The organism is Paraburkholderia rhizosphaerae (assembly GCF_004366595.1).
GTDB classification, from domain to species: domain Bacteria; phylum Pseudomonadota; class Gammaproteobacteria; order Burkholderiales; family Burkholderiaceae; genus Paraburkholderia; species Paraburkholderia rhizosphaerae.
In genome coordinates this window covers 90,129-116,327 of the sequence record NZ_SORE01000015.1, presented here as the reverse complement: position 1 = coordinate 116,327, position 26,199 = coordinate 90,129, and the positions used below count along the sequence as shown (strand labels likewise).

Here is a 26,199-nt window from a genome sequence, read left to right as displayed (position 1 = left end):
CGCCCCCCGGGCGACGCCGCGCGCACTCCGTTCTCGATGTCGGCGGAGTGCGCTCGGCCCTGGAGACAGAAAACAAATGAGCCAAGCGATCGAAGTCAAGGTGCCGGACATCGGCGATTACAAGGACGTTCCTGTAATCGAGGTGCTGGTGAAGGCGGGTGATACCGTCGAGAAAGAGCAGTCGCTAGTTACGCTGGAATCCGATAAGGCGACGATGGATGTGCCGAGCCCGGTGTCGGGCAAGGTTAAGGAACTGAAGGTGAAGGTCGGCGATTCGGTGTCGGAAGGCACGCTGATCATTCTGCTCGAAGGGGAAGGCGCGGCTGCCGCGCCCGCGCCGGCTGCGTCGAAGCCCGCGCCGGCTAACGGCGCCGCGCAGCCGGCCGCCGCGGCATCCGCGGCACAGGCGGCCCCGGCGGCGGCTGCCGCTGGCGGTGGCGGTGTGCAGGAAGTGAAGGTGCCGGACATCGGCGACTACAAGGACGTGCCGGTCATCGAGATCGCGGTGAAGGTTGGCGATCGTGTCGAGAAAGAGCAGTCGCTAATCACGCTCGAATCCGACAAGGCGACGATGGATGTGCCGAGCCCGGCCGCGGGCGTCGTCAAGGAACTGAAGGTGAAGGTCGGCGACACGGTGTCCGAAGGCACCGTGATCGTGCTGATCGAAGGCGCGGGCGGGGCCGCTGCGCCGGCAGCGGCTGCCGCGGCGCCGAAGCAGGCGGCTGAAGAGCCGTCCGACGCGCCACAAAAGCCGGCCCCCGCGCCGGCCGCGGCGCCATCCGCGCTCGCGCAGGCGCCGGTGATTCCCGCCGGCGAAGGCGGCGCGTACAAGCCAAGCCATGCGTCGCCGTCGGTGCGCAAGTTTGCGCGTGAGCTGGGCGTCGACGTATCGCGCGTGCAAGGCAGCGGTCCGAAAGGACGCATCACGCAGGATGACGTGACCGCGTTCGTGAAGGGCGTCATGACTGGCCAGCGCGCGGCGCCGGCCGCGGCCGCGGGCGCACCGGCGGGCGGCGGCGAGCTGAATCTGCTGCCGTGGCCGAAGATCGACTTTACGAAGTTCGGTCCGATCGACCCGAAACCGCTGTCGCGCATCAAGAAGATCTCGGGCGCGAACCTGCATCGCAACTGGGTGATGATTCCGCACGTCACGAACAACGACGAAGCGGACATTACGGATCTCGAAGCATTGCGCGTGCAACTGAACAAGGAGCACGAGAAGGCCGGCGTGAAGTTCACGATGCTCGCATTCGTGATCAAGGCCGTGGTCGCCGCGTTGAAGAAATTCCCGACGTTCAATACGAGCCTCGACGGCGATAACCTCGTCTACAAGCAGTATTTCCATATCGGTTTTGCCGCCGATACGCCGCACGGCCTTGTCGTGCCGGTGATCCGCGATGCGGACAAGAAGGGTCTTGTCGATATCGCGAAGGAAATGGCCGAGCTGTCGAAGCTCGCGCGCGACGGCAAGCTCAAGCCCGAGCAGATGCAGGGCGGCTCGTTCTCGATTTCGTCGCTGGGCGGCATCGGCGGCACGACGTTCACGCCGATCATCAATGCGCCTGAAGTCGCGATTCTCGGCCTGTCGCGCAGTGCGATGAAACCGGTCTGGGACGGCAAGCAGTTTGTGCCGCGTCTGACGCTGCCGTTGTCGCTGTCGTATGACCACCGGGTGATCGACGGCGCGGAAGCGGCGCGCTTTAACGCGTATCTCAGTGCGATCCTCGGCGACTTCCGGCGGGTCATTCTTTGATTTTTGCAGCGTGCGGGGCGTGGCTGGCTGTTGCTGTCCACGCCTTTGTTGTTGAACCATCTGGCTGAATCCGAGCTTGGCATGTGTTTGACAGGCGTCGTTCCACAACGGGGCGGCGCCTGTTTGTCGAACCCGCCGCGCGTCGATCGCCTCCGGTTCACCGGCCGCGCAGCAATCCCTCATCAACACGGCAACAAGAGAAGGGGACACTCATGAGTCTCGTCGAAGTTAAGGTGCCGGACATCGGCGACTTCAAGGACGTCGATGTCATCGAAGTCAATATCAAACCGGGCGACGTCATCGAAAAAGAACAGGCGCTGATGACGCTCGAGTCCGACAAGGCATCGATTGAAGTGCCGAGCGATGCCGCCGGCACCGTCAAGGAAGTGCGCGTGAAGGCCGGCGACAAGGTGTCGGAAGGCACGATCATCGCGCTGGTTGAGACGTCGGGCGAAGCCGCGCCGGCGAAGGAAGAGACCAAGGCCGCCGCACCGGCGAAGGCCGCTGCACCGGCGGCACAGCCCGCTGCGCAGCAAAAGCCGGCCAGCGCACCGCAAGCCGGTAGCTTCTCGGGCGCCGCGGATATCGAATGCGATATGGTCGTGCTCGGCTCAGGCCCCGGCGGCTACTCGGCCGCATTCCGTGCCGCCGATCTCGGCATGAAGACTGTGCTGGTCGAGCGTTACGCAACGCTCGGCGGCGTTTGTCTGAACGTCGGTTGCATTCCGTCGAAGGCGCTGTTGCACACCGCGCTGGTGATCGACGAAGCCGCCGCGCTCGGCGCGCACGGCATCACGTTTGCGAAGCCGCAAGTCGATCTCGACAAGCTGCGCGAGTTCAAGTCGGGCGTCGTGAAGAAGCTCACCGGCGGTCTCGGCGGGATGGCGAAGGCACGCAAGGTCGAAGTGGTGACCGGCGTCGGCGCATTCGTCGATCCGCATCATATGGAAGTGCAGACCGAAAGCGGCAAGAAGGTCATCAAGTTCAAGAACGCGATCATCGCGGCGGGTTCGCAGGCGGTGAAACTGCCGTTCATTCCGGAAGATCCGCGTGTCGTCGATTCGACCGGCGCGCTCGAACTGCGTCAGATTCCGCAGCGCATGCTGGTGATCGGCGGCGGCATTATCGGCCTGGAAATGGCGACCGTGTATTCGACGCTCGGTGCGCAGATCGACGTCGTTGAAATGCTCGACGGGCTGATGCTGGGCGCGGACCGCGATCTGGTGAAGGTGTGGGAGAAGTTCAACAGCAAGCGTTTCGCGAACGTGATGCTGAAGACCAAAACCACCGCCGCGCAAGCGAAGCAGGACGGCATCTATATCACGTTCGAAGGCGAGAAGGCGCCGGCCGAGCCGCAGCGTTACGACCTCGTGCTGGTCGCGGTCGGCCGCAGCCCGAACGGCAAGAAGATCGGTGCGGACAAGGCGGGCGTCGCAGTCACGGATCGCGGCTTTATCGATGTCGACAAGCAGATGCGTACGAATGTGCCGCATATCTATGCGATCGGCGATATCGTCGGCCAGCCGATGCTTGCGCACAAGGCAGTGCATGAAGGTCACGTCGCGGCGGAAGCCGCGCACGGCGAGAAGGCGTACTTCGACGCACTGCAAATTCCTTCTGTCGCGTATACGGACCCGGAAGTCGCATGGGCCGGCAAGACCGAAGACCAGTGCAAGGCCGAAGGCATCAAGTACGGCAAGGCCGTATTCCCGTGGGCTGCGTCGGGCCGCGCGATCGCGAACGGGCGCGACGAAGGCTTCACGAAGCTGATCTTCGACGAAGAAACGCATCGCGTGATCGGCGGTGGGATTGTCGGGCTGAATGCCGGCGATCTGATCAGCGAAGTGTGTCTGGCGATCGAGATGGGTGCGGACGCAACCGATATCGGCAAGACGATTCACCCGCACCCGACGCTGGGCGAATCGATTGGTATGGCCGCCGAGTTGTATGAGGGCGTTTGCACGGACTTGCCGCCGCAGCGCAGGAAGTAAAGTAAGCCTGCGCGCGCAACGTGTTGTCAAACGTTGCTACGTGAAACGCCGCGCAAAAGAAATGGCGCGCTCCTGCGAAAGCAGGGCGCGCCATTTTTGCGTTTGGGCGCGGACAAAAAAATCCCGGCCGGAGCCGGGGTAACGATACGCGGTTTCACGTATCGGAGCGTCTGGTCGCGGCAGACAGAAGTCCGCGCGACGCTATAGCCTCTTGTCAGTGATGCTTGAGTGACTCGCGGCAGCGTCGGCACGAACGTATTCGGAATGCTGAACGTTGTTCGGCCGACGCCTGTTCGAAGCCCGATGTGATGAAACGGATTCTCTTTGTACCGTGTTGGCGGTCAAACCTCAGGTGTCAACCTTAGGCAGCAGCAGCCTTCTTCGTTGCCGAAGCCGAACGCGACACTTGCGCGGCGGCTTGCGAAGCGGCCTTCGACGCAGCGGTAGCGGCCGCGTTGAAGTTGCTTTCAGCGATTTCGACCGCTTGCTTCGTGGCCTTGTGGACCGTTTCGTACGTGGTGTTCGCAGCGGTGATCGCCGACTTGATCACGGCGACCGCGGTTTCCGAACCAGCCGGCGCGTTCTTCGCGACGTTCTCGACGAGCGCCTGCACCTTGCGGTTCTGCTCTTCGTACTGCGCTTCCGCGACGCGGGTAAATTCAGCCTGCGTAGCCGACGCGATTTCATACAGGTGACGGCCGTACGACAGCACCTTCTCGGCAACCGGCTGCGTGAGGCTAGCCTGCAGCGCGAGGAGTTCTTGCGCGTCCTTCACGGACAGCGCGCGCTGCGCGTTTTCCTGGCCTTCCGCGAGCGTCGACTTGACGACTTGCAAGTTCAGTTCGACCAGCTTCTCGACACCTTCGAATGCCTTGTTCGTGAGACCGAAGAGGGTTTCGAGGTTGGCCTTCTGGGCTGCAGCGAATTGCTCAGGGGTCAGCAGAGTCATGTTTACGCTCCTGAAGTACCGGTCCGTCTGGCGCGGACCGAGTTGGGTTAATCAGTTTGATCAATCAAAACCGACATGAAAACCAGGCCGGTCGGGTATTGGGTACGCCGCACGTTGGGAGGCGATGATGCATTGTGCGTCGCAACAATGGTTCCCATTTTAGGATAGTGCCCAATGTTGTCAAGTACTTTTTGTGCGTCGCACAATGGTCGTAATCTATTGAGAAAACAGTACGTTATGAAACGTTTATGGAATTGTGAAATTGCAATGCATATTGCGTCGTTGCACCGAGGTGGTGCGTTCATTTGTAACAAATAAAGCAACAATGGCGGGTTTCGTGAGTTACCTAACAAACAACGACTGTCGCGGTAAAATCGCGACGTACACTGAAACCGTGGCGGAACGTTAAATCTCCATCCCGGTCTGACGCGCGATGCGCCAGTTTCAGCACCCGTTTAACAGCGATCTGACAGACTGCGAATGGTGCTGACGTGCCGCCTCCAAAACATCAGGGCTCAAGCGTTGCGCCCGGTGCGCCGGCGTCGCGGCCGTACTTCCCCTGATCAAGTCGTGTGTGGAAGGTGCCGTCATGCATGGAAATCGTTTCCATCGCTGACCGGAGTTCCGTTTTGCTCCGATGATTGATCTTTTCGATGGGAGTTGCGCTGGTCATTGTGTTATGGCAATTGAGCCTTACAACTCGGTTTAACGAGTGCTGGTAAGTGCTTAAATTTGCTAATTTTTCGTTGATTCACTACACTGGCGGACAATTCCCTGCCGCTTTACCCCCCAGAACACCAATGAAAACCGACATGTTTTCGTCACTGAAACTGATGCACGGCGCGGCGCTCAGTACCGCGTTGTCGGTGGCCGCCTCGATGGTCATCGCAGCCGCATCGGCGACGCCGGTCGACGCGTTTGCGGCGTCGACAGCGTCAACGGCCAAGTCCGAGAAACAAGCAAAGGCCACGAAGAAATCCGCGAAGAAGGCGGCTGAGCCGGCCGAGAAGGTTTCGAGTCGCGGCGCGGCAAAAGGCGCGAAAGTCGCGAAAGTCGCTGCTGCTGCAAAGCGCAACGGCGATGAAGACACGCCGCGCGCCGTCTCGAAGAAAAAGCGTGTGAGCTACACGATGAACGGCCGGCACCATTCGGTCGTGCGGCGCGTCGCATTCGAGCCGCGCTCGCCGACGGCGGGCCAGGCGTTCGGCCTGCATGAGTCGCCCGAAGGGGTCGCATTGCGTTCGACCGTCGCGTATGTGGTCGATCAAAACACGCAAGAGCCGGTCTACGACAAGAATTCGCGTGCCGTCGTGCCGATCGCGTCGATCACGAAGCTGATGACCGCAATGGTCGTGCTGGATTCGAAAGAGCCGATGACCGAGTCGATCGAAGTCACCGATGAAGACCGCGACTACGAGAAAAACACCGGCTCACGCCTGTCGGTGGGCTCGGTTCTGTCGCGTGAGGACATGCTGCATATCGCACTGATGGCGTCGGAAAATCGCGCGGCGGCTGCACTGTCGCGCTATTACCCGGGGGGCCGGCCTGCGTTTATGGCGGCCATGAACGCGAAGGCGAAGGCGCTCGGTATGGTCGATACGCACTTTGAAAACCCGACCGGTCTGACGAGCCAGAACGTGTCGACCGCGCGCGATCTCGTGAAGATGGTGAACGCCGCGTATCAGTATCCGATGATCCGCCGGTTCTCGACCGATCGCAGCTATGAGGTGTACACCGGCAAGCGCACGCTCGCGTACAACAGCACGAACGCGCTGGTGCGCAACCCGACGTGGGACATCGGCTTGCAGAAGACGGGCTTTATCAATGAAGCGGGCGAATGTCTGGTGATGCAGGCCACGATCGACAATCGCCCGATGATCATGGTGTTGCTCGACTCGGCGGGCAAGTATTCGCGCTTCGCGGATGCGACGCGCCTGCGCACGTGGATCGACAACGGCGGCGAACAGCGCGTGACGAGCGCGGATGCGAACGGCGCGGGGACCTGATTGACGAGTTTTGTCGCCGCCCGTTGACGCAGCAAGAAGTGAGAAGCCCCGCTGAACCGCGGGGCTTTTTTCATGTGCACGGGCTAGCGTGCAGTTTGATCGCGCGGAACGCGCCATTCAACGGCGCAGCGCGTTCCGGGCCCTTCAGCGATGGTTGTTCAAGCCGACTGTGCAGCCGCATCGGGCTGCGCGGCCTCAGGGTGATAGCCAAGCGATTCGGAAATCACCAGAGCGGTTTTGCTGAGCTGGCCGAGCCACGAATCCTGCAGGCGGTCGGCCGGCGCCGAAAGCGACAGACCGGCAACAAGCTTGCCGGTATCGTCGTAAATGCCCGCTGCGATGCAGCGCACGCCGAGTTCCAGTTCCTCGTTATCGCGTGCGCAGGATTGCTGACGCACATGCGTAAGCTCGCGCTCGAGCTTGCCGAGGTCCGTGATGCTGTTTTGCGTATGCCCGGAAAGCCCGGTGCGCGTCGCGTACGCGCGCACCCGCGCCGCTTCGTCCGCGGCCAGAAACAGCTTGCCGACCGACGTCAGATGCAACGGCGCGCGACCGCCGATCGCGCGGACCACCTGCATGCCGGAGCGCTCCGAATAGGCGCGCTCGATATACACGATCTCATCGCCCTGACGTACCGACAGATTCACCGTCTGCCCGGTAAGCCGATGCAGCTCGCGCATCGGCATCAGCGCGGCATCGCGTACCGACAGCCGCGCCTTCACGAGGTTGCCGAGTTCGAGCAGACGCATGCCGAGCCGATAAGTGCCGGGATCGGAACGGTCGACCAGCCGGCAGGTCACCATATCGTTGAGAATGCGGTGCGCGGTCGACGGATGCAGTTCCGTGCGCTGCGCGAGTTCCTTCAGGCTGACCGGGTCGCTGTGCGCGGCGAGAGCGTCCAGCAGGCGCATCATGCGCTCGATCACCTGGATCGAGGTTTTGGGATCCGGGTTCGTATCGCTCATGGGGACAATTCATTGATGCGTCAAACGACGGAAAGACGATTGTATCTCGTATGGTGAAAAAAGCGAACGCCGGGCGCCGCGGGTTTTGCGGTTCGTTTTTAACGGATTAGGGCCGTCACGCGTTGGTATTGCACCGCAAACGTCGCATAATCGGGGACGTTTCCCCGGAGGAGGACTCATGCGAGTCGGATTTTTCGTCACCTGCCTGATCGACCTGATGCGCCCGGAAATCGGTTTCTCTGCGATCAAGCTGATCGAGCGTGCCGGTTTTGAAGTCGTCGTGCCGCCTGCGCAGACCTGCTGTGGACAGCCCGCGTACAACTCGGGCGAGCGCGGCATCGCGCGCGATCTCGCCGAAAAGATGCTGCGCGAGTTCGAGCAGTTCGACTACGTGGTCGTGCCGTCCGGTTCGTGCGGCGGAATGATCCGCGCGCACTACGGCGATCTGTTCGGTGACGATCCGGAACTGGCGGGGCGTTTCGGCCGTTTGCGCGGCAAGGTGTTCGAACTGACCGACTTTCTCGTCAACGTCGCGAAAATCGAGTTGAGTCCCGGGGAGTTTACCGGACCCGTCACCTATCACGATTCCTGTTCCGGACTGCGCGAGCTCGGTGTGAAGAGCCAGCCGCGCATGCTGCTCGCGCAGGCGGGCGTTGAAGTCAATGAAATGAAGGGCTGCGAGCACTGCTGCGGGTTCGGCGGCACGTTTGCAATCAAGTACGGCGACATCTCGACGGCGATCGTCGACGAGAAATGCGAAAACATTCACGCGAGCGGGATGCCGGCGGTCGTGTTGGGCGACCTCGGCTGCATGCTGAACATCGAAGGGCGTTTGCGCCGCACCGGCGATACGACGACGCGCGTGTTGCACATCGCACAGGTGCTGGCCGGCGACGTATAGCCGCGCGCGCGGCGAGCGTTGCGATCGGCGCGACGTTCACCGTACCGTTCGGTACTGATGCGTGCTCATTTACTCCGGATTCAGAAGGCCGTCATGCAAGTTCAATCGATGCATTTCAAGGCGCGTGCGGGCCAGAAGCTCGCCGACCAGCGCCTGCAGCAGAACCTGAAGAAGCTGTCGACGAAGTTCGTGTCGGCGCGCGCGCAGGTGATGACCGAGATCGACTTTCAGGCGACGCGCGCGGCGCTGAAGGAGCGCCGCAATCGCGCGATCGAAGACCTCGACGTATGGCTTGAGACGTTCGAGCGCGAAGCGACGCGGCGCGGCGTTACGGTGCTGTACGCGGAGACCGCGCAGGACGCGGCGAAGCTGGTCGCGGACATCGCGCGCAAGCATGACGTGAAGAAGGTGATCAAGTCGAAGTCGATGGTGTCCGAGGAAATGCGCCTGAACGAAGTGCTCGGCAAGATGGGCGTGCAATCGATCGAGACGGACCTCGGCGAGTACATTCTGCAGATCAATAACAACGAGCCGCCGAGCCACATCATCGCGCCGGTGGTGCACAAGGATAAGGAAGAGATCGCGGATCTTTTCGCGAAGACGCATAACCGGCCGCGTCTCACCGAAATCCCGGAGATGACCCGCGAAGCGCGGGAGATGCTGCGTCCGCACTTCATGACGGCGGACATGGGCGTGACGGGCGCCAATTTCGTGATCGCGCAGACCGGCTCGGTCGCGGTCGTCACGAACGAGGGCAATGAAGGGATGTGCACGGTGATGCCGCGCGTGCATGTCGCGGTGACCGGCATCGAGAAGGTGCTGCCGACGCTCGAGGATCTGGCGACCGCGCTGCGTCTATTGCCGCGCTCCGCAACGGGCCAGAGCATGACGAACTATGTGTCGCTGCTGACCGGCCCGCGCACTGCCGGCGATCAGGACGGCCCGGAACATATGTATGTCGTGCTCGTCGATGGCGGGCGGACCGGACTGATTGGCGGTGACTTCCAGGAGATGCTGCGCTGCATTCGCTGCGGTGCGTGCATGAACCATTGCCCGGTGTATGAGAAGGTCGGCGGGCATGCGTACGGCTGGGTCTATCCGGGGCCGATGGGGTCCGTGCTGACGCCGAGCTATATCGGACTTGAAAAGGCGCTCGATCTGCCGCAGGCAGCGACGTTGTGCGGTGAATGCAATAGCGTATGCCCCGTTGGCATTCCGCTGTCGGATCTGCTGCGCAAGCTGCGTGAGCGGCAGGTCGACCGGCATCTGCGTCCGTGGCGCGAGCGCGTTGGGTTTGCGCTCTGGGGTTACTTCGCGATGCATCCGGCTGCGTACGGACTCTTTACGAAGCTGGCGGTACGTTTGCTCGAGAAAATCGGCGGTGAAAAGCGCTCGATAGGGCGCCTCCCGTTCGGCGGCGGATGGACGAACACACGGGATATGCCCGCGCCGGTCGGCAGGACCTTCCGCGAACTGTACGCCGCGCAGCGCAGTCATCGCGGCTGAACGGCTGAACGGCTGAACGGCTGAACGGCTGAACGGCTGAACGATCAGGCGCGGTGGCCCGCCGTTCCGTTAATGGTTGGTAATCCGCGATCCATTGTTGGGCGACACATCGACGGCCCGCCCGGCTGGAGCCCGTCCGCCACCGCCACCTCCATGGTTTGCCTGTGGCGGAGGATGACCGCCACCGCCGCCGCCGCCCCCGCCACCCGCGCGCGGAGGCGGCGGAGCCGGTTGCGTGTTGTGCGGATTGCCCCCTCCGCCCGAGTGCCTGCCGTCATTCCAGTCGCCGTGGTTGCGATAGCCTCGTCCCCAGTACGGGTCCCGATAATTGGGTCCCGAGTACCCGCCGAACCCCAGGTACACATTCGACTGCGCAGGCGGGTATCCATAACCGTACGTGTCGTAGCCGGTATAGCCACCATAGCCGCCATCCTCGAAGCCATAGCCGTACGCGGGCGGTGCATTAGGATAAACCGCGCAACCGCCACACAGCGCGGCCGCAACGGCGGCGGAGATTAAAAGTACAGAAGTGCGCGGGTTCATCGAGTCAGCTCGCTTAACGATGCAAGGTTCAAGTAAGTCAGTTCATCCTCCCACAATGCATCGTTACCTTTGTATGTGTTTGTAAGGATTCCTTTCGCCGCTCGACTCAACGTTCGACGTTCTCTGTGCGTTGACCTGTGGCGCGATATTGTTCACGTAAACAGAACGGTCTATTCCTTTGGGGCGGGTTTTTCCGGATTGTGTCCTTATCTATAATTTCATCAAGGCAAAGTGGGCTGCGTGCCTGCTTTGCCTTTACCTATTGAGAGAACGCCATCATGAAAAAGACAATATCGATGTACTGGCCTCTGGCGATCGTTGTGCCGCTTGCTGCGGTTGCGTTCCTGCATCTGTGCAGCAGTGCTGTGAAGCACGCTGGTGCGGCGCCGCTCGCGGCAAGCGAAGTGACCGCCGAGTTGGCCCGTACGGTGTCATACGGATTCGTCGACGACGAACACCAGGGGGCGGCACAAGCCGCGCATACCAACGTGACCTTGCAGACCCAGCCGCTGTAAGCCGCCGCGCGGTCGTGCGCTGCTTTGTATAATCGCGCCAGCCTTGCGGGCGTCCATTGGTGTTCGAGCGCCGCCCCGCCCATCGACACGCATCGCGAGCCGACAAACCATCATGGCTCGCCAACAAGCTATCGAATGAAAACCATTGCCGTCTGCTTCGTGTGTCTGGGGAACATCTGCCGCTCGCCGACCGCCGAAGGAGTGATGCGACATCAGTTGGCTGAAGCGAAACTTGCGGACCGCGTGATCGTCGATTCGGCGGGCACCGGCAACTGGCACATCGGTGAAGCGCCGGACGAGCGCGCTCAACAGGCGGCGCGCGAGCGCGGTTACGATCTGTCGCAATTGCGCGGCCGCCAGATGACCGCGAGCGATTTCGAGCGTTTCGACCTGCTGATCGCGATGGACGACGCGAACGTCGACGCGCTGAGCAAGATCTGTCCCCCTATGTACCGCGACAAGATCCGTCTACTGATGGAATTCGCGCCGCAAGCGGATACGCGCGAGGTCGCCGATCCCTATTTTGGCGGCGCGGCGGGTTTCGACCGTGTGCTGGACCAGTGCGAGGCCGCATGCCGGGGCCTGATCGCGGCACTCGGCAATCAGCTAAGCGCTGGCTAGCCGCAACGCGACATCGTGCGGCCGCGAAATTTTTAAGCAAATAACCAAAATCGAGATAGGGATACTTGACTATATTGGTCATGTATTTATACTTGACCAAACTTGTCGAGAATTGCGGTTCCCACACATCATGAGACTCACCACGAAAGGCCGTTTCGCCGTCACGGCGATGATTGACCTGGCATTGCGCCAGGAGCAGGGCCCGGTGACGCTTGCGGGTATCAGCCAGCGCCAGCATATCTCCCTGTCTTACCTTGAACAGCTGTTCGGGAAGCTGCGCCGTCACGAGATCGTCGAATCCGTGCGCGGTCCGGGCGGCGGCTACAACCTCGCGCGCCGTGCGGAAGATGTGACGGTAGCCGACATCATCATCGCGGTCGACGAACCGCTCGACGCGACCCAATGCGGTGGCAAAGGCACGTGCGAAGGCACGAAGCAGCGCGACGGCCACTGCATGACCCACGAATTGTGGTCGACGCTGAATCAGAAGATGGTCGAGTACCTCGATTCGGTTTCGCTGAAAGACCTGGTCGATCAGCAGCGTTCTCGCGAAGCGACGCCGTCCGCGGTGCTGCGCGACCGGCGCACCGAAGCGCCCGCGGCCGAGCCGACGCGAGTCGTGCCGAAAGGGCCGAATTCCGTTTTCAATATGGCCGGTTCGTGAAACAGCGTCCCGTCAAAACGCACGCATAGCGTACGGCGGCTCGGCAGCACATGAACCTGGCAGCTAAAAGTAACGATGTCCCCGGAGCGATTGATGAATAACGACATTCCCCACCTGCCCATTTACATGGACTACAGCGCGACGACGCCGGTCGACCCGCGCGTGGTGGACAAGATGATTCCGTATCTGCGTGAGCAGTTCGGCAACCCCGCGTCGCGCAGCCACGCATACGGCTGGGACGCGGAGCGCGCGGTCGAGCAAGCGCGCGAAAACGTCGCCGCGCTCGTCAACGCGGACCCGCGCGAAATCATCTGGACGTCGGGCGCGACCGAGTCGGACAACCTGGCGATCAAAGGCGCCGCGCATTTCTACAAGAGCAAGGGCAAGCACATCATCACGGTAAAGACGGAGCACAAGGCCGTGCTCGACACCTGCCGCGAGCTCGAGCGTGAAGGCTTTGAAGTCACGTATCTGGATGTGAAGGACGATGGCCTGATCGACATCGAGGTGTTCAAGGCCGCGCTGCGCCCCGACACCATTCTCGTGTCGGTGATGCACGTGAACAACGAAATCGGCGTGGTGCAGGACATCGAGGCGATCGGTGAAATCTGCCGTTCGAAGGGCATCATTTTCCACGTCGACGCCGCGCAAGCGACCGGCAAGGTCCAAATCGACCTGCAGAAGCTGAAGGTCGACCTGATGTCGTTCTCCGCGCACAAGACGTATGGCCCGAAGGGCATCGGCGCGTTGTACGTGCGCCGCAAGCCGCGTGTGCGCATCGAAGCGCAGATGCACGGCGGCGGCCATGAGCGCGGCATGCGTTCGGGCACGCTCGCGACGCACCAGATCGTCGGCATGGGCGAAGCGTTCCGGCTCGCACGCGAGGAAATGGCCACCGAGAACGAGCGCATCCGCATGCTGCGCGATCGTCTGCTGCGCGGCCTGTCGCAGATCGAGGAAGTGTATGTGAACGGCGACATGGAACAGCGCGTGCCGCACAACCTGAATATCAGCTTCAACTTCGTCGAAGGGGAGTCGCTGATCATGGCGGTCAAGGATGTCGCGGTGTCGTCGGGTTCGGCGTGCACGTCGGCGTCGCTCGAACCGTCGTATGTGCTGCGCGCACTTGGCCGCAACGACGAACTCGCGCACAGCTCGATCCGTTTCACCGTCGGCCGCTTTACGACGGAGCAGGAAGTCGACTACGTGATCAACCTGCTGAACACGAAAATTGCGAAGCTGCGCGACTTGTCGCCGCTTTGGGAAATGCATAAGGACGGCATCGATCTGACGACGATCCAGTGGGCCGCGCACTGACGCGCCGCGTGGAAAACGTCGGAAGACCCGGTTGAAAAGAACGCAGGTTGAATCGAATCAAGGAGTGTAAACATGGCTTATAGCGACAAGGTTCTGGATCACTACGAAAACCCGCGCAATGTCGGCTCGTTCTCGAAGGACGATGATACGGTCGGCACCGGCATGGTCGGCGCGCCGGCGTGCGGCGACGTGATGAAGCTGCAGATTCGCGTCGGCGCGGACGGTGTGATCGAAGACGCAAAGTTCAAGACCTACGGTTGCGGCTCCGCGATCGCATCGAGTTCGCTCGTCACCGAGTGGGTGAAGGGCAAGACGCTGGATCAGGCGCTCGAGATCAAGAACACGCAGATCGCCGAAGAACTGGCGCTGCCGCCGGTGAAGATCCACTGTTCGATTCTCGCGGAAGACGCGATCAAGGCAGCGGTCGCCGACTACAAGCAGCGTCACGGCAGTGAAGCGACGGCGCCCGCGGGCGACAAGCAGGCCGCTTGAGCGGCGCAGCAGCAGCGCAGCGGGGCGTGCGGCGTGAACGCGCGATGCTCGCCCTGGGTTGAATCGCCGATCGTGCGATCGCAAATAGAAGGTAGGCGGTGGCCGACGCGCGCAACGCAGTTGCGCAGGCGACCCGGGATCGCGGAAGGCGAAGCTTTGAACGCAGGCAGGGTCGCGGCGCAATGAACACTCAACGCGTCGCGCAATGAGAAACGCTATGGCAATTACGTTGACCGAAAAGGCAGCACAACACGTGCAGAAGTATCTGACCCGGCGCGGTAAGGGCGTCGGGCTGCGAGTCGGTGTCCGCACGACCGGCTGCTCGGGCCTCGCATACAAGCTCGAGTACGTCGATGAACTCGCGCCGGAAGATCAGGTGTTCGATTGCAACGGTGTGAAGGTCATCGTCGATCCGAAGAGCCTCGCGTATATCGACGGCACCGAGCTCGATTTCGCACGGGAAGGCTTGAACGAAGGCTTCAGGTTCAACAACCCGAACGCCAAGGACGAGTGCGGCTGCGGCGAGTCGTTCCGCGTGTGAGCAAGCGGGAAGGATCGAAAAGGCGGCCTGTGCCGCCTTTTTTCAATTCGCGGCTGCGTGAAGGCCGAACCGCTGCGTTGGCCGATTTGCCCGCCGCCATTTTTTGCGGCGACTTAAGCACGCTTTCGACAGACAAAGTATCCCGATGGCAACGCTGAACGACAGTCACTTCGACCTGTTTGAACTTCCGGCGCAATACGCGCTCGACACGCAGGCGCTCGACGACGCATACCGCACCGTGCAGGCACAGGTGCATCCGGACCGTTTCGCCGCCGCCGGCGACGCGCAAAAGCGAATTGCGATGCAATGGGCGACGCGCGCAAACGAGGCGTACCGGACGCTGCGCGATCCGCTGAAGCGCGCGACCTATCTGCTGTCGCTGCGCGGCATCGACGTCGGCGCCGAAAACAACACGGCGATGGAACCCGCGTTCCTGATGCAGCAGATGGAGTGGCGCGAACGCATCGAAGATGCGGCGGCCGCGAAAAACGCCGGCGAGCTCGACGCGTTGCTCGCCGAACTACGTGACGAAGAACGCGTTCGCTTCTCGAAGCTCGCGGCACTGCTCGATAGCGGCTCGGATCAGGCGGCCAGCGAAGCGGTTCGACAGCTGATGTTTATCGAGCGGGTCGCATCGGAAATCAACGCGCAGATCGAGAAGCTCGAGAACTGACTGTTGCGCGAGAGATCACGCGCAACTGCGTGATCGCCCACCGCGCAAACCGCCGTCGTCACATTCCCGCAAACGCAAATAATCCAGCACGGGGGCGCAACGTTCCCCAAAGAAGACTCCAGATGGCTTTACTGCAAATCTCTGAACCCGGCATGGCGCCCGCGCCGCATCAACGGCGTCTCGCAGTCGGTATCGATCTCGGCACGACCAACTCTCTGGTCGCCGCGGTGCGCAGCGGCGTGCCCGACGTGTTGCCCGACGAGGACGGACACGCGCTGCTGCCTTCGGTGGTCCGCTATCTGGAGAAGGGCGGCCGCCGCATCGGTCGCATCGCAAAGGCCGAAGCGGCGAGCGACCCGCGCAACACGATCGTGTCGGTCAAGCGCTTTATGGGCCGCGGCAAGCGCGAAGTGGAAGGCGCCGAGAACGCGCCGTACGATTTCGTCGACGCGCCCGGCATGGTGCAAATCCGGACCGTCGACGGCGTGAAGAGTCCGGTCGAAGTGTCGGCGGAGATTCTCGCGACGCTGCGCCAACGCGCCGAAGATACGCTCGGCGACGAACTGGTCGGGGCGGTGATCACCGTGCCCGCGTATTTCGACGAGGCGCAGCGCCAGGCGACGAAAGACGCCGCGCGACTGGCCGGTCTGAACGTGCTGCGCCTCCTGAACGAGCCGACCGCCGCGGCGATCGCGTACGGGCTCGATAACGGCGCGGAGGGACTCTACGCGGTGTTCGATCTGGGTGGCGGCACGTTCGACCTGTCGATCCTGAAGCTCACGAAGGGCGTGTTCGAAGTGCTCGCGGCGGGCGGCGATTCGGCGCTCGGCGGCGACGACTTCGACCATGCGCTGTATCGTCACGTGCTCGCGCGGGCGGGCATCGTGCCGCAAACGCTGACGCCTGAAGACGTGCGTCTGCTGCTCGACACCGTGCGCACGACGAAGGAGGCGCTGTCGAGCGCGCCGCAAGCCAGGCTCGAAGTCACGCTATCGAACGGCGTGCGGCTCGATCAGACGATCGACGAGCCCACGTTCGCGGCCGTCACCGAAGCGCTGGTGCAGCGCACGCTCGGTCCGACGCGCAAGGCGCTGCGCGATGCGAAGGTGACGCCGGCCGACATCAAGGGTGTGGTGCTGGTGGGCGGCGCGACGCGCATGCCGGTGATTCGCCGCGCCGTCGAGTCGTTCTTCGGCCAGCCGCCGCTGATCAATCTCGATCCGGATCAGGTCGTCGCGCTTGGCGCGGCGATCCAGGCGGACCTGCTGGCCGGCAACCGCGGCGCCGATGGCGACGAATGGCTACTGCTCGACGTGATTCCGCTGTCGCTCGGCGTCGAAACGATGGGCGGCCTGACTGAAAAAATCATCCCGCGCAATTCGACGATTCCGGTCGCGCGCGCACAGGATTTCACGACATTCAAGGATGGCCAGACGGCGATGGCGATCCACGTGGTGCAGGGGGAACGCGAACTGGTGTCGGATTGCCGGTCGCTCGCGCGCTTCGAACTGCGCGGCATCCCGCCGATGGCGGCGGGTGCGGCGCGGATTCGCGTGACCTACCAGGTCGACGCGGACGGTCTGCTATCGGTGTTCGCGCGTGAGCAGCATTCGGGCGTCGAGGCGTCGGTGGTCGTGAAGCCGTCGTATGGTCTTGCCGACGACGATATCGCGAGGATGCTCGAAGACAGCTTTAGCGCGGCGGAAGTCGACATGCGCGCTCGCGCGCTGCGCGAAGCGCAGGTCGACGCGCAGCGGATGATCGAAGCGACCGACGCGGCGCTCGCCGCGGATGGCGAATTGCTCGATGCAGACGAACGCAGCGCGCTGGATACGCTGCTCGTGGCATTGCGCAACGTCGCGCAGAGCGACGACGTCGATGCGGTCGACGCGGCGACGAAAGCGCTCGCGGCGGGGACGGACGAATTCGCGGCACGCCGGATGGATAAAGGCATTCGTCGCGCGCTCGCGGGCCGCAAGCTCGACGAGATCTGATCGCGCCCGGCTTCTGACGATCGAGCCAGCGTGTATCACGGGGCGCGTGCCAAAATGGCGCGCGCTGTCAGTAAAATAACAGGATGCTGCCGGACTTCACCAGGTCGCCCTCATGTCGATATCGAGGTCGGCATTGGGTCGGTATCTCTGGTTCGGAGCGCGGCATCAAACCGTATCAAGCGGAACCCCTATGCCTCAAATCGTTGTACTGCCTCACGTCGAACTGTGCCCGGAAGGCGCGGTGATCGACGCCGTGCCGGGTAAGAGCATCTGCGACACGCTGCTCGAGAACGGGATCGAAATCGAGCACGCGTGCGAGAAATCATGCGCGTGCACCACATGTCATGTGATCGTGCGCGAGGGCTTCGATGCGCTCGTGCCGTCCGAGGAAGACGAGGACGACCTGCTGGACAAGGCCTGGGGGCTCGAGCGCGAGTCACGGCTGTCCTGCCAGGCGATCGTGCCGGAAAGCGACGACCTGGTCGTCGAAATTCCGCGCTACTCGATCAATCACGCGAAGGAAAATCACTAACAGGAGTGCGCAGCCATGAAGTGGACCGATACGCAGGACATCGCGATGGCGTTGACGGACAAGCACCCGGAGATCGATCCGCAACAGGTGCGATTCACCGATCTGCATCGCTGGGTGATGGAGCTGGACGGCTTTGACGACGACCCGAACCGGTCGAACGAGAAAATTCTCGAAGCCATCCAGGCGGCGTGGATCGAAGACGCGGACTATTGATTTCGCTGCGCAACGATGTGACGACGCGACGCGCGGTACGCAAGCGGCAAACAAAAAGGCGATTCCGGATGGAATCGCCTTTTTGCATTTCGCGGAGTGCTCCGCGCCCGGTTAACCGCCGACCAGCGTGCCGTTCTCGACTCGGACGCGCTCGCCTTGCTGGAACGGCGGCGGCTGGTGATACGTGAAGTAGCGCATCTTGCCGTTCTCCATTCGCACGCGGACCGAATAGCTGGTCGTCGTGCGCAGGTGCTTTTCGACCGAGTTGCCGGCGAAGCCGCCACCAACCGCGCCAAGTAGCGTCATCGCGGTGCGCCCGCCGCCGCTGCCGAACTGGTTGCCGATCACGCCACCGGCCACGGCACCGCCGACCGCACCGATCCCGGTGCCGTGGCCTTCCTGCTTGACTTCCGATATCGCGACCACGGTGCCGCAAGTCGAGCACACCGCTGGGCGCGCGGCCTGCTGCGGTGGTGCGTATTGCTGGGGCGGCTGCACAGGTGCCGGTTGTGGCTGCTGCGCTTGTTGCGCGGGAACCGGAACCGGCACGGGCACCGGCTGCGGCTGAGCTTGCGGCGCGGCCTGTTGCGGTTCTTGCGGCTGTTGCTGCCCGTATTGCGCCGGATTAGCCGGCTGCGCGGTATCGACCACAGGTTGTGAAGCGGACTGTGAAGCGGACTGTGAGGCGGACTGTGAGGCGGACTGTGAAGCGATCTGCGCGCTTTGCGTCTGATTCGATTGCGCGCTATCGCTCGACGCTTTCGGGAACAGGCCGGTGATCGCGGCGGTGGCCGCGAGGCTGGCGACGATCACTGCACCCGCCGCGGTTGCGATGAGCGGATGGAGGCGGCGCGGTGACGAGGAGGGTGAAGAAGATGTTTTGTTTGGATTGTCCATGTTGGGCCTCCGTCTCTCGAACAGAGTCGGCCATTGATCATGCATACAGTGTCCGACAACCGGCCTGATGCGGGGTTTCAATTTGTAACGTGTTCTGTGCCGAACGAACGGCGGCCTGGCCAGTCGCGCGATGTGCGGCACCTGGCCACGCGCGTCGCACTTCGTACTCGCAGTTCTTACCGATAGTTACAAACGATCAGCCTGCGTGCACAAAAGACAACGCCCGCATACGGCGTCGACCGTATGCGGGCGATCGGTGGTAAACGCACTGCGAACGCGCGAGCGTAGTGCGCGCGCTCACTTGCCGTGTCAGTCTTCGCGACGCAGGTGGGGGAAGAGAATCACATCGCGAATACTCGGGCTATCGGTGATCAGCATCACCAGACGGTCGATGCCGATGCCGCAGCCGCCGGTCGGCGGCATCCCGTATTCGAGCGCGCGAATATAGTCCGCGTCGTAGTACATCGCTTCTTCATCGCCGGCGTCTTTCTGATCGACCTGCTTGCGAAAGCGCGCGGCCTGATCTTCCGGATCGTTGAGCTCCGAAAACCCGTTCGCAATTTCACGCCCGGTGATAAAGAGTTCGAAGCGCTCGGTAATGCCTTCGACCGAATCCGACGCGCGTGCGAGCGGCGATACTTCGATCGGATAGTCGATGATGTAGGTCGGCTCCCACAACTGGGATTCGGCGGTTTCTTCGAACAGCGCGAGTTGCAGCGAGCCAAGCCCCGCATTCAGGAACTTCGGCTCAGACGTGTTGACGCCGAACTTCTTCAGTTCCGTGCGCAGGAACGCCGCGTCCGACAATTGTGCTTCCGCGTATTGCGGTGCGTGCTTGAGAATTGCCTGCGTAATGGTCAGCCGATGAAACGGCTTCGACAGGTCGAGCTCGCGACCTTGATAGCTGATCGTCGCGGTGCCGAGCGTATCGATGGCCGCCTGGCGGATGCATTGCTCGGTGAAGTCCATCAGCCACTTGTAGTCGGTGTACGCGGCGTAGAACTCCATCATCGTGAATTCCGGATTGTGGCGCGGCGACACGCCTTCGTTACGGAAATTCCGGTTGATCTCGAACACGCGCTCGAAGCCGCCGACAATCAGCCGCTTCAGATAGAGCTCGGGCGCAATGCGCATGAACATCTGCATATCGAGCGCGTTGTGGTGCGTGACGAACGGCTTGGCCGCGGCGCCGCCCGGAATCGGGTGCAGCATCGGTGTTTCGACTTCCATGAAGCTCGCGTCCGACATGAACTTGCGGATCGACGCGATCGTCTTCGTACGCGCGACAAACGTCTTGCGCGCTTCCGGCGTAACGATCAGATCGACGTAGCGCTGCCGGTAGCGCATTTCCTGATCGGCGAGGCCATGAAACTTGTCCGGCAGCGGCCGCAGCGCCTTCGACAGCAGACGCAGTTCCGTGCAGCGCACCGACAACTCGCCCTTGTTCGTGCGAAACAGCACGCCGCGCGCGGCGACGATATCGCCGAGGTCCCACTTCTTGAACGCTTCGTAAGTCGCTTCACCGACGTCAGCGGGCGTGACGAAGAACTGGATCTGACCCGAGCCGTCCTGCACCGTCGCGAAGCTCGCCTTGCCCATCACGCGCTTGAGCATCATCCGGCCAGCGAGCGCGACAGCGGGTGCTTGTGCTTCGAGCGTTTCCTTGTCGGCTTGCGCGTACTGCGTCTGCAGATCGGCGGCGTGGTGGGTCGGCTTGAAATCGTTCGGGTACGCGACGCCTTGCTCGCGCAGCCCGCGCAGCTTTTCGCGGCGTTCCGCGATGATCTGGTTGTCGTCGTCGGCCGCGGCGGTGGTCTGGGTCGTCGGTTCGGTCATGATGATGGTCGGTATGCGGGAGGCTTGCGGGCCGTGCGAACGCTGTTCGCCGCCACCCGCGATCAAAACACGCGGCGCAGCGCTTCACGCCGCGCCGAAGAATCTGCAACTCAAATACCCTGTTTCAGGCTCGCGCTGATAAACGCGTCGAGATCGCCGTCGAGCACGCTCTTCGTATTGCTGATTTCGACGTTGGTGCGCAGGTCTTTAATGCGGCTGTTATCGAGCACGTACGAGCGGATCTGGTGGCCCCAGCCCACATCCGACTTGCCCGCTTCGAGCTTGTCCTGTTCGGACTGACGCTTGCGCATTTCCGCTTCGTACAGGCGCGACTTCAGCATGGCCATCGCTTCCGCGCGGTTGCGGTGCTGCGAGCGATCGTTCTGGCACTGCACGACGATGCCGCTCGGCATATGCGTGATGCGCACCGCCGAATCGGTCTTGTTGATGTGCTGACCGCCCGCGCCGGACGCACGGAACGTATCGATGCGCAGATCGGCCGGGTTGACTTCGATCTCGAACGAATCGTCGATTTCCGGGTACACGAATACCGACGAGAACGACGTATGGCGGCCGCCCGACGAATCGAACGGCGACTTGCGCACGAGGCGGTGGATGCCGGTTTCGGTGCGCAGATAGCCGTACGCGTATTCGCCTTCGACCTTGATCGTCGCGCTCTTGATACCGGCGACGTCGCCTTCCGATTCCTCGAGCACTTCGGTCTTGAAGCCCTTGCGCTCGCAGTAGCGCAGATACTGGCGCAGCAGCATCGACGCCCAGTCGCACGCTTCGGTGCCGCCGGCGCCGGCCTGAATGTCGATAAACGCGTTGTTCGGGTCGGCCGGGTTCGAGAACATCCGGCGGAATTCGAGGTCTTCGATGCGCGCCTGCAGTTTCGCGACGTCTTCATCGCACGCGACGAGCGTCGCTTCGTCGTCTTCTTCGCGGGCCATGTCGAACAGGTCCTGCGTATCGCGCAGGTCGTTATCGAGCGACGACAGCACGTCGACGACACCCTCGAGCAGCTTCTTTTCCTTACCGAGTGCTTGTGCGTGCTGCGAGTCGTTCCAGACGTTCGGGTCTTCGAGTTCCCGGTTGACTTCGACGAGCCTTACCGCTTTGGCGTCGTAGTCAAAGATACCCCCGTAGCTCGCCCGCGCGCGTGCGCAGGTCCGCGAGAGAGGCTTCGATCGCGTTGAGACGTTCCGCTTCCATGTCGATCTTTTGAGGCTTCGTAAAAAGGTGAAATTATAGCCGATCGACGGCCGGTGCCGGCCTGCAAGCCAAGGATGGCGCGCGGATTGGCGGCGAATTTATCGGGATTCGATGCGTAATCCGGCACGGTATGCGGTGCATGCGCTGCGCGTGTTTCGCGAATGCCGCGCGCTGGGGCATTTGGTGCCGCGCATGGGCGTAGCTCCCGGCGTCGCGCATCGGCGTCGCGCACCTTGGCGTAGCCGTCTGCACGGGCGTCGCCGATGCGCCGGCCGCCGGACGAAAACGCGTCAGGCGCCGTCGCCGAGCGCGTGTTCGACGATCAGTTGCACACGCGACACGCCGTTCCACGTATCGCGCGACAGCCGGTACGCGACCGTCGCGCGTGCCGGCAGCGTCTCGGTATGGTTGAACCAGATCGCGTTGAAGCGCTGGCGGCCGCGCACGAGCTGCAGCTTCAGGTGCTTGTCCTTCACGAGCGCCTGCGACATCACGTCGAACTCGCCGGAAAAGAGCGGCGCGGGAAAGCCCTGACCCCAAACGGCCGCGTCGAGCATCTCGACGAATTGAGGCGTGAAGTACGCATCTTCAAGATCGCCGTCGGTTTCGACGGTCCGCGCGAGCGCGTCGGCGGTCAGCCATTCGCGGCCGACCGCTTCGAAGGCGGCCGCGAAGCGCGGCAAGTCGGCGGTGGCAAGCGTCATGCCGGCCGCCATCGCGTGGCCGCCGAAGCGCACGATCAGACCCGGTTCGCGCTTCGAGATCAGATCGAGCGCGTCGCGCAGGTGAAAGCCTGCGATCGAACGGCCCGAGCCTTTGATCAGCGTGCCGCTGTCGTCGGCGAGCGCGAACGTGAACGACGGCCGGTTGAATTTTTCCTTCAGCCGGCCCGCGACGATGCCGATCACGCCCTGGTGCCAGCTGGCGTTGAACAGCGCGATGGTCGCGGCGCCGTCGGGATTGACCGTGGAAAGGTCGTCGAGCGCCTGCTGCTGCATGCCGGCTTCGATTTCGCGGCGCTCGCGGTTCATCGCATCCAGTTGCTGCGCGAGTTGCCACGCGCGGCCGACATCGTCGGTCGTCAGGCACTCAATGCCCAGCGACATATCGGCGAGACGCCCGGCCGCATTGAGCCGCGGACCGAGCGCGAAACCCAGATCGAAGCCGGACGCGCTGCGCGCATCGCGGCCCGCCGCGCGAAAGAGGGCGGCGATGCCGGGCTGCATGCGGCCGTTGCGGATCCGCTGCAAGCCTTGCGCGACCAGCACGCGGTTATTGCCGTCGAGCTTTACGACATCGGCGACCGTGCCGAGCGCGACCAGATCGAGCAGGCCATCGAGACGCGGCTCGGGACGCGCGTCGCCGAATGCGCGACGCTGGCGTAACTCGGCGCGCAGCGCGAGCAGTACATAGAACATCACGCCGACCCCGGCGAGGCATTTGCTCGGGAAGGTGCAGCCTGGCTGGTTCGGATTGACGATTGCGCGCGCGGCGGGCAGCGCGTCGCCGGGCAGGTGATGGTCGGTGACCAGCACGTCGATGCCGAGCGCGTTGGCCGCGGCGACGCCGTCGACGCTTGCGATGCCGTTATCGACGGTGATCAGCAGATCGGGTTTGCCATCCGGCCGCGCGGCGGCGAGCGCGACGATCTCGGGCGTCAGGCCGTAGCCGTATTCGAAGCGATTCGGCACCAGGTAGTCGATCTGCGCGCCGAACATCCGGAGTCCGCGCACGGCGACCGCGCAGGCGGTGGCGCCGTCGCAGTCGTAGTCCGCGACGACCAGCATGCGGCGGTTGGTTTGAATCGCGTCGGCGAGCAACGCGGCGGCGGTGTCGCAGCCGCGCAGCGCGGCCGGCGGCACGAGGCGCGCGAGGCCGGTTTCGATTTCATCGGGCAGGCAGACGCCGCGCGCCGCGTACAGACGCGCGAGCACCGGATGCAGGCCATGACGGGTGAGGGCTTCGGCGTCGGCGGGTGGGCACGCGCGGGTAACGATGCGAATCATGCGGTGAAAGGGACGCCGAAGCGGCCTCGGGCAAAGAGAGTGACGGGCACGCAAGCCACGCGTATCGCACGGCGGGCGGCGGCGCGGATGCGGCGAATCTTGCGGGTACGGGCGACGTTCATGGAAACGCTCAGGCGTGGCCGGTCATTCGATAAAAAGCGAAGCGAACAGGCGCCGCCGCCAGAATTTGCGCAGGTCGCCGCGCGAGATTGCCAGCGTGATGGAGCCGGTGTCGCCGCATAGCGTAAGACCTAGTTCGCCGAGTTCAGCTGCTTCGAGCGCGGCGAGCGCCGGCGCGAACCAGTCGCGCTCGAGCGCGGCGAAGGCGCTGTTCCAGTTCGCCCAGTCCTGCGAGATATATGGGATCGAGAACGGGTCGAGTTCGACGAGTGCGGTGGCGGCGTCGTTTTTTTGCGCGTCGGCAAACGTGGACGGCGGCGCGCCCGTCGCAGCACGTGCGGCGAGCGTGAGGCCGCGCGTAGCGGCGGCATCGGACAGCACACGGGCGAACGGGCTCGTCACCGGACGCGCGACGCCTTGCGCATGGAACCAGATCGAATTGACCGCGGGCAGCCCACGCGCTTCGCGCGCTTCGTTGACCGGATGCTCGAACCACGCCATCTGCACTTCGTTCTGCAACTTCATCCACGCGCGCGAGCGTTCGCCGGTGTGCGCTTCGTGCGGCAGCCAGATCTCGATGTTGCGGCCGCTTGCGCGCAGCGGCGACGCGCCGGCCAGTGCTCCGAACGCATCGCTCGACAGATACCAGCGCGACGGCTGCGGCGCTTCGATGCGCACGCCGAGGTCTTCGATCAGCGGGCGGGCGACGGCCAGCAGCGTTGCGGCGTCGTCGTCGGACAGCTCGAGCGACGCGGGGTCGATCAGCACCAGATGGTCGTGCGCGATCCGTACGTGGACGGGTTGGACGCAGGCCCACGTTGCGGTGCCCGGATTGCCGCCGTCGGCGAGCAGCATGTATGGCGCGAGCGGCGCTTCGTCGGCGGCGGAGGTGCCGACGGTTGCGGCGCCTGTCGGCGTCGACGCGTTGGAGGCAGACAACGCACCGAACTGACGCGCGACCCAACGCTCATGCGGCAGCGTGCGCTGGAAGTCCTCGCCAATGACCCGCTCGACGAGTGTCGCGCGCGCGATCAGCTTGTCGAACGCGGGAGTCTGGAGATCGTGCAGGGCGGTGGACGCGTCGGCTGCGGACGGCAGCGCGAATGGGATAAGCAGGTGAAGGCGGTTGGCAGGCATGATGGTGCGCATTGTAGGGCAATCTGTCTGCGGGATCGACCGGCGGGGGATCGGGATTGACGACGTGGGTTGCCTTACTCCGTCGAAGGAGGTGTTAGAGGCGCCCACTCCAGAGGCGCCTCGGTCGTGATGCGCAATCGGTCGCGAAGCTCGGGATGGCGCTTTGTATGGCACAGCAAGGCCATAGCACCCAGTTTGCGGGCATCCTCATCTGTTATCTGCACTGCTGCGTCGCCTGGGGCGTCCGGCGGAATGGGCAACGCTAACGCCGAGTCGATCACAAGTCGGACCCGCGAGCGCGGAACGACGCAAAATTTCACTTGTTGCGTGTCTTCATCGTAAAAGCTGATGAACGCGATTTCAGTGTCTTTCATTGATGTCGGCTGCGATGGGCAACGGCAGTCTGATCTTCATCGTCTTCGATACGGTCATGATTCAGTTTCGGGTACGGCTTCCATAGATTCGAACTCCACCAGCAATTCAGCGCCGAGCGTGGCCTGTATGGATGCGATTTTCTTCAGCGGCTGGTCTTTTCCCCACGGATACGACCGATCGAGGCGAGATAACGCTTGCTTGTAGGCATCTGATTCGTGAACGCTCAACACCTCCATCGAATAGATGATGTTCTGAATCAGAAAGTCGTCGACGAGGCATCGAGTGGCGCCTTTGAACCGCAGACGGACGCGGTCGATCTTATTGTCGAAAATCAACTGGAGATCGACGACCTGTTTGTCCATGTCCACCGCGACGCCAAGCAGATACCAGTCATGAAACGATTCGTACTTTTCAAGGATGTCCATTGTCAATATCCG

Annotated in this window: 25 protein-coding genes; 15 read left to right on the top strand and 10 right to left on the bottom strand. The window is 62.8% G+C overall.

The window, feature by feature from the left end:
* Window positions 1-76 precede the first annotated feature (76 nt).
* Both aceF and lpdA read left to right on the top strand, forming a co-directional pair.
* Window positions 77-1,753 (top strand): dihydrolipoyllysine-residue acetyltransferase, encoded by a 1,677-nt coding sequence (gene aceF, locus BX592_RS20155; protein ID WP_134193756.1) that lies wholly within the window; start codon window positions 77-79, stop codon window positions 1,751-1,753.
* Between the two features lie 212 nt (window positions 1,754-1,965).
* Window positions 1,966-3,744, top strand: a complete 1,779-nt coding sequence (gene lpdA, locus BX592_RS20150; RefSeq protein ID WP_134193754.1) for a dihydrolipoyl dehydrogenase — start codon at window positions 1,966-1,968, stop codon at window positions 3,742-3,744.
* Window positions 3,745-4,105: 361 nt separating this feature from the next.
* On the opposite strand, the gene BX592_RS20145 is transcribed toward lpdA, so the two are convergent.
* Entirely contained in the window at window positions 4,106-4,693 is a 588-nt protein-coding gene (locus BX592_RS20145; RefSeq protein ID WP_134193752.1) for a phasin family protein, read from the bottom strand.
* An 800-nt stretch (window positions 4,694-5,493) separates the two neighbouring features.
* Between BX592_RS20145 and pbpG the strand changes: the two genes are divergently transcribed.
* A complete protein-coding gene (pbpG, locus tag BX592_RS20140) occupies window positions 5,494-6,699 on the top strand; it encodes a D-alanyl-D-alanine endopeptidase (protein WP_134193750.1) in 1,206 nt (401 codons plus the stop codon).
* A gap of 158 nt (window positions 6,700-6,857) precedes the next feature.
* Here pbpG and BX592_RS20135 read toward each other — a convergent pair whose 3' ends face one another.
* Window positions 6,858-7,664 (bottom strand): IclR family transcriptional regulator, encoded by an 807-nt coding sequence (locus BX592_RS20135; protein WP_134193748.1) that lies wholly within the window; start codon window positions 7,662-7,664, stop codon window positions 6,858-6,860.
* A 178-nt stretch (window positions 7,665-7,842) separates the two neighbouring features.
* Here BX592_RS20135 and BX592_RS20130 point away from each other — a divergent pair, with 178 nt between their 5' ends.
* Together BX592_RS20130 and BX592_RS20125 are read left to right on the top strand one after the other, a co-directional pair.
* On the top strand, window positions 7,843-8,565 hold the full coding sequence (locus BX592_RS20130; RefSeq protein WP_134193746.1) for a (Fe-S)-binding protein: 723 nt from the start codon (window positions 7,843-7,845) through the stop codon (window positions 8,563-8,565).
* Between the two features lie 93 nt (window positions 8,566-8,658).
* Entirely contained in the window at window positions 8,659-10,071 is a 1,413-nt protein-coding gene (locus BX592_RS20125; RefSeq protein ID WP_134193744.1) for a LutB/LldF family L-lactate oxidation iron-sulfur protein, read from the top strand.
* A 69-nt stretch (window positions 10,072-10,140) separates the two neighbouring features.
* Here BX592_RS20125 and BX592_RS20120 read toward each other — a convergent pair whose 3' ends face one another.
* The gene (locus BX592_RS20120) at window positions 10,141-10,614 is read right to left on the bottom strand and encodes a hypothetical protein (RefSeq protein ID WP_134193742.1); all 474 of its coding nucleotides are present in this window, start codon (window positions 10,612-10,614) and stop codon (window positions 10,141-10,143) included.
* Window positions 10,615-10,892: 278 nt separating this feature from the next.
* Here BX592_RS20120 and BX592_RS20115 point away from each other — a divergent pair, with 278 nt between their 5' ends.
* The 10 genes from BX592_RS20115 to iscX all read left to right on the top strand — a co-directional run bounded on the left by BX592_RS20115 (window position 10,893) and on the right by iscX (window position 18,176).
* The gene (locus tag BX592_RS20115) at window positions 10,893-11,129 is read left to right on the top strand and encodes a hypothetical protein (protein ID WP_134193740.1); all 237 of its coding nucleotides are present in this window, start codon (window positions 10,893-10,895) and stop codon (window positions 11,127-11,129) included.
* Between the two features lie 135 nt (window positions 11,130-11,264).
* A complete protein-coding gene (locus BX592_RS20110) occupies window positions 11,265-11,750 on the top strand; it encodes a low molecular weight protein-tyrosine-phosphatase (protein ID WP_134193738.1) in 486 nt (161 codons plus the stop codon).
* A gap of 130 nt (window positions 11,751-11,880) precedes the next feature.
* Complete coding sequence (gene iscR / locus BX592_RS20105; protein WP_134193736.1) at window positions 11,881-12,414, top strand: Fe-S cluster assembly transcriptional regulator IscR; 534 nt, start codon at window positions 11,881-11,883, stop codon at window positions 12,412-12,414.
* Between the two features lie 93 nt (window positions 12,415-12,507).
* The gene (locus tag BX592_RS20100; RefSeq protein WP_134193734.1) at window positions 12,508-13,731 is read left to right on the top strand and encodes an IscS subfamily cysteine desulfurase; all 1,224 of its coding nucleotides are present in this window, start codon (window positions 12,508-12,510) and stop codon (window positions 13,729-13,731) included.
* Window positions 13,732-13,803: 72 nt separating this feature from the next.
* On the top strand, window positions 13,804-14,223 hold the full coding sequence (iscU, locus tag BX592_RS20095; protein WP_134193732.1) for a Fe-S cluster assembly scaffold IscU: 420 nt from the start codon (window positions 13,804-13,806) through the stop codon (window positions 14,221-14,223).
* A gap of 217 nt (window positions 14,224-14,440) precedes the next feature.
* Window positions 14,441-14,764 carry an iron-sulfur cluster assembly protein IscA gene (gene iscA, locus BX592_RS20090; protein ID WP_134193730.1) on the top strand — a complete coding sequence of 108 codons (324 nt, stop codon included), beginning with the start codon at window positions 14,441-14,443 and terminating at the stop codon, window positions 14,762-14,764.
* A gap of 145 nt (window positions 14,765-14,909) precedes the next feature.
* Window positions 14,910-15,437 carry a Fe-S protein assembly co-chaperone HscB gene (gene hscB, locus BX592_RS20085; protein WP_134193728.1) on the top strand — a complete coding sequence of 176 codons (528 nt, stop codon included), beginning with the start codon at window positions 14,910-14,912 and terminating at the stop codon, window positions 15,435-15,437.
* Window positions 15,438-15,559: 122 nt separating this feature from the next.
* Window positions 15,560-17,431, top strand: a complete 1,872-nt coding sequence (hscA, locus tag BX592_RS20080) for a Fe-S protein assembly chaperone HscA (RefSeq protein WP_134193726.1) — start codon at window positions 15,560-15,562, stop codon at window positions 17,429-17,431.
* Window positions 17,432-17,621: 190 nt separating this feature from the next.
* Window positions 17,622-17,963, top strand: coding sequence for an ISC system 2Fe-2S type ferredoxin (gene fdx / locus BX592_RS20075; RefSeq protein ID WP_134193724.1), 342 nt, complete (start codon window positions 17,622-17,624; stop codon window positions 17,961-17,963).
* A 15-nt stretch (window positions 17,964-17,978) separates the two neighbouring features.
* On the top strand, window positions 17,979-18,176 hold the full coding sequence (gene iscX, locus BX592_RS20070; RefSeq protein WP_007586799.1) for a Fe-S cluster assembly protein IscX: 198 nt from the start codon (window positions 17,979-17,981) through the stop codon (window positions 18,174-18,176).
* 111 nt (window positions 18,177-18,287) lie between these two features.
* Here the strand turns inward: iscX and BX592_RS20065 are convergent, their stop codons facing one another.
* The 7 genes from BX592_RS20065 to BX592_RS20035 form a co-directional block, all read right to left on the bottom strand.
* Entirely contained in the window at window positions 18,288-19,073 is a 786-nt protein-coding gene (locus tag BX592_RS20065) for an outer membrane lipoprotein (protein ID WP_134193722.1), read from the bottom strand.
* 309 nt (window positions 19,074-19,382) lie between these two features.
* A complete protein-coding gene (gene lysS / locus BX592_RS20060) occupies window positions 19,383-20,909 on the bottom strand; it encodes a lysine--tRNA ligase (protein WP_134193720.1) in 1,527 nt (508 codons plus the stop codon).
* A 110-nt stretch (window positions 20,910-21,019) separates the two neighbouring features.
* Window positions 21,020-22,124, bottom strand: a protein-coding gene (gene prfB / locus BX592_RS20055) for a peptide chain release factor 2 (protein ID WP_134193718.1) whose coding sequence is annotated in 2 segments (ribosomal slippage) — window positions 21,020-22,042 and window positions 22,044-22,124 — 1,104 coding nt in all. Because the reading frame shifts where the segments join, the coding sequence is not laid out codon by codon here.
* Between the two features lie 290 nt (window positions 22,125-22,414).
* Complete coding sequence (gene recJ / locus BX592_RS20050; RefSeq protein ID WP_134193715.1) at window positions 22,415-24,130, bottom strand: single-stranded-DNA-specific exonuclease RecJ; 1,716 nt, start codon at window positions 24,128-24,130, stop codon at window positions 22,415-22,417.
* Between the two features lie 144 nt (window positions 24,131-24,274).
* A complete protein-coding gene (locus tag BX592_RS20045; RefSeq protein WP_134193713.1) occupies window positions 24,275-25,399 on the bottom strand; it encodes a regulator in 1,125 nt (374 codons plus the stop codon).
* Between the two features lie 62 nt (window positions 25,400-25,461).
* Entirely contained in the window at window positions 25,462-25,761 is a 300-nt protein-coding gene (locus BX592_RS20040) for a hypothetical protein (RefSeq protein WP_134193711.1), read from the bottom strand.
* Between the two features lie 54 nt (window positions 25,762-25,815).
* Window positions 25,816-26,187 (bottom strand): hypothetical protein, encoded by a 372-nt coding sequence (locus BX592_RS20035; RefSeq protein WP_134193709.1) that lies wholly within the window; start codon window positions 26,185-26,187, stop codon window positions 25,816-25,818.
* Window positions 26,188-26,199: the final 12 nt, after the last annotated feature.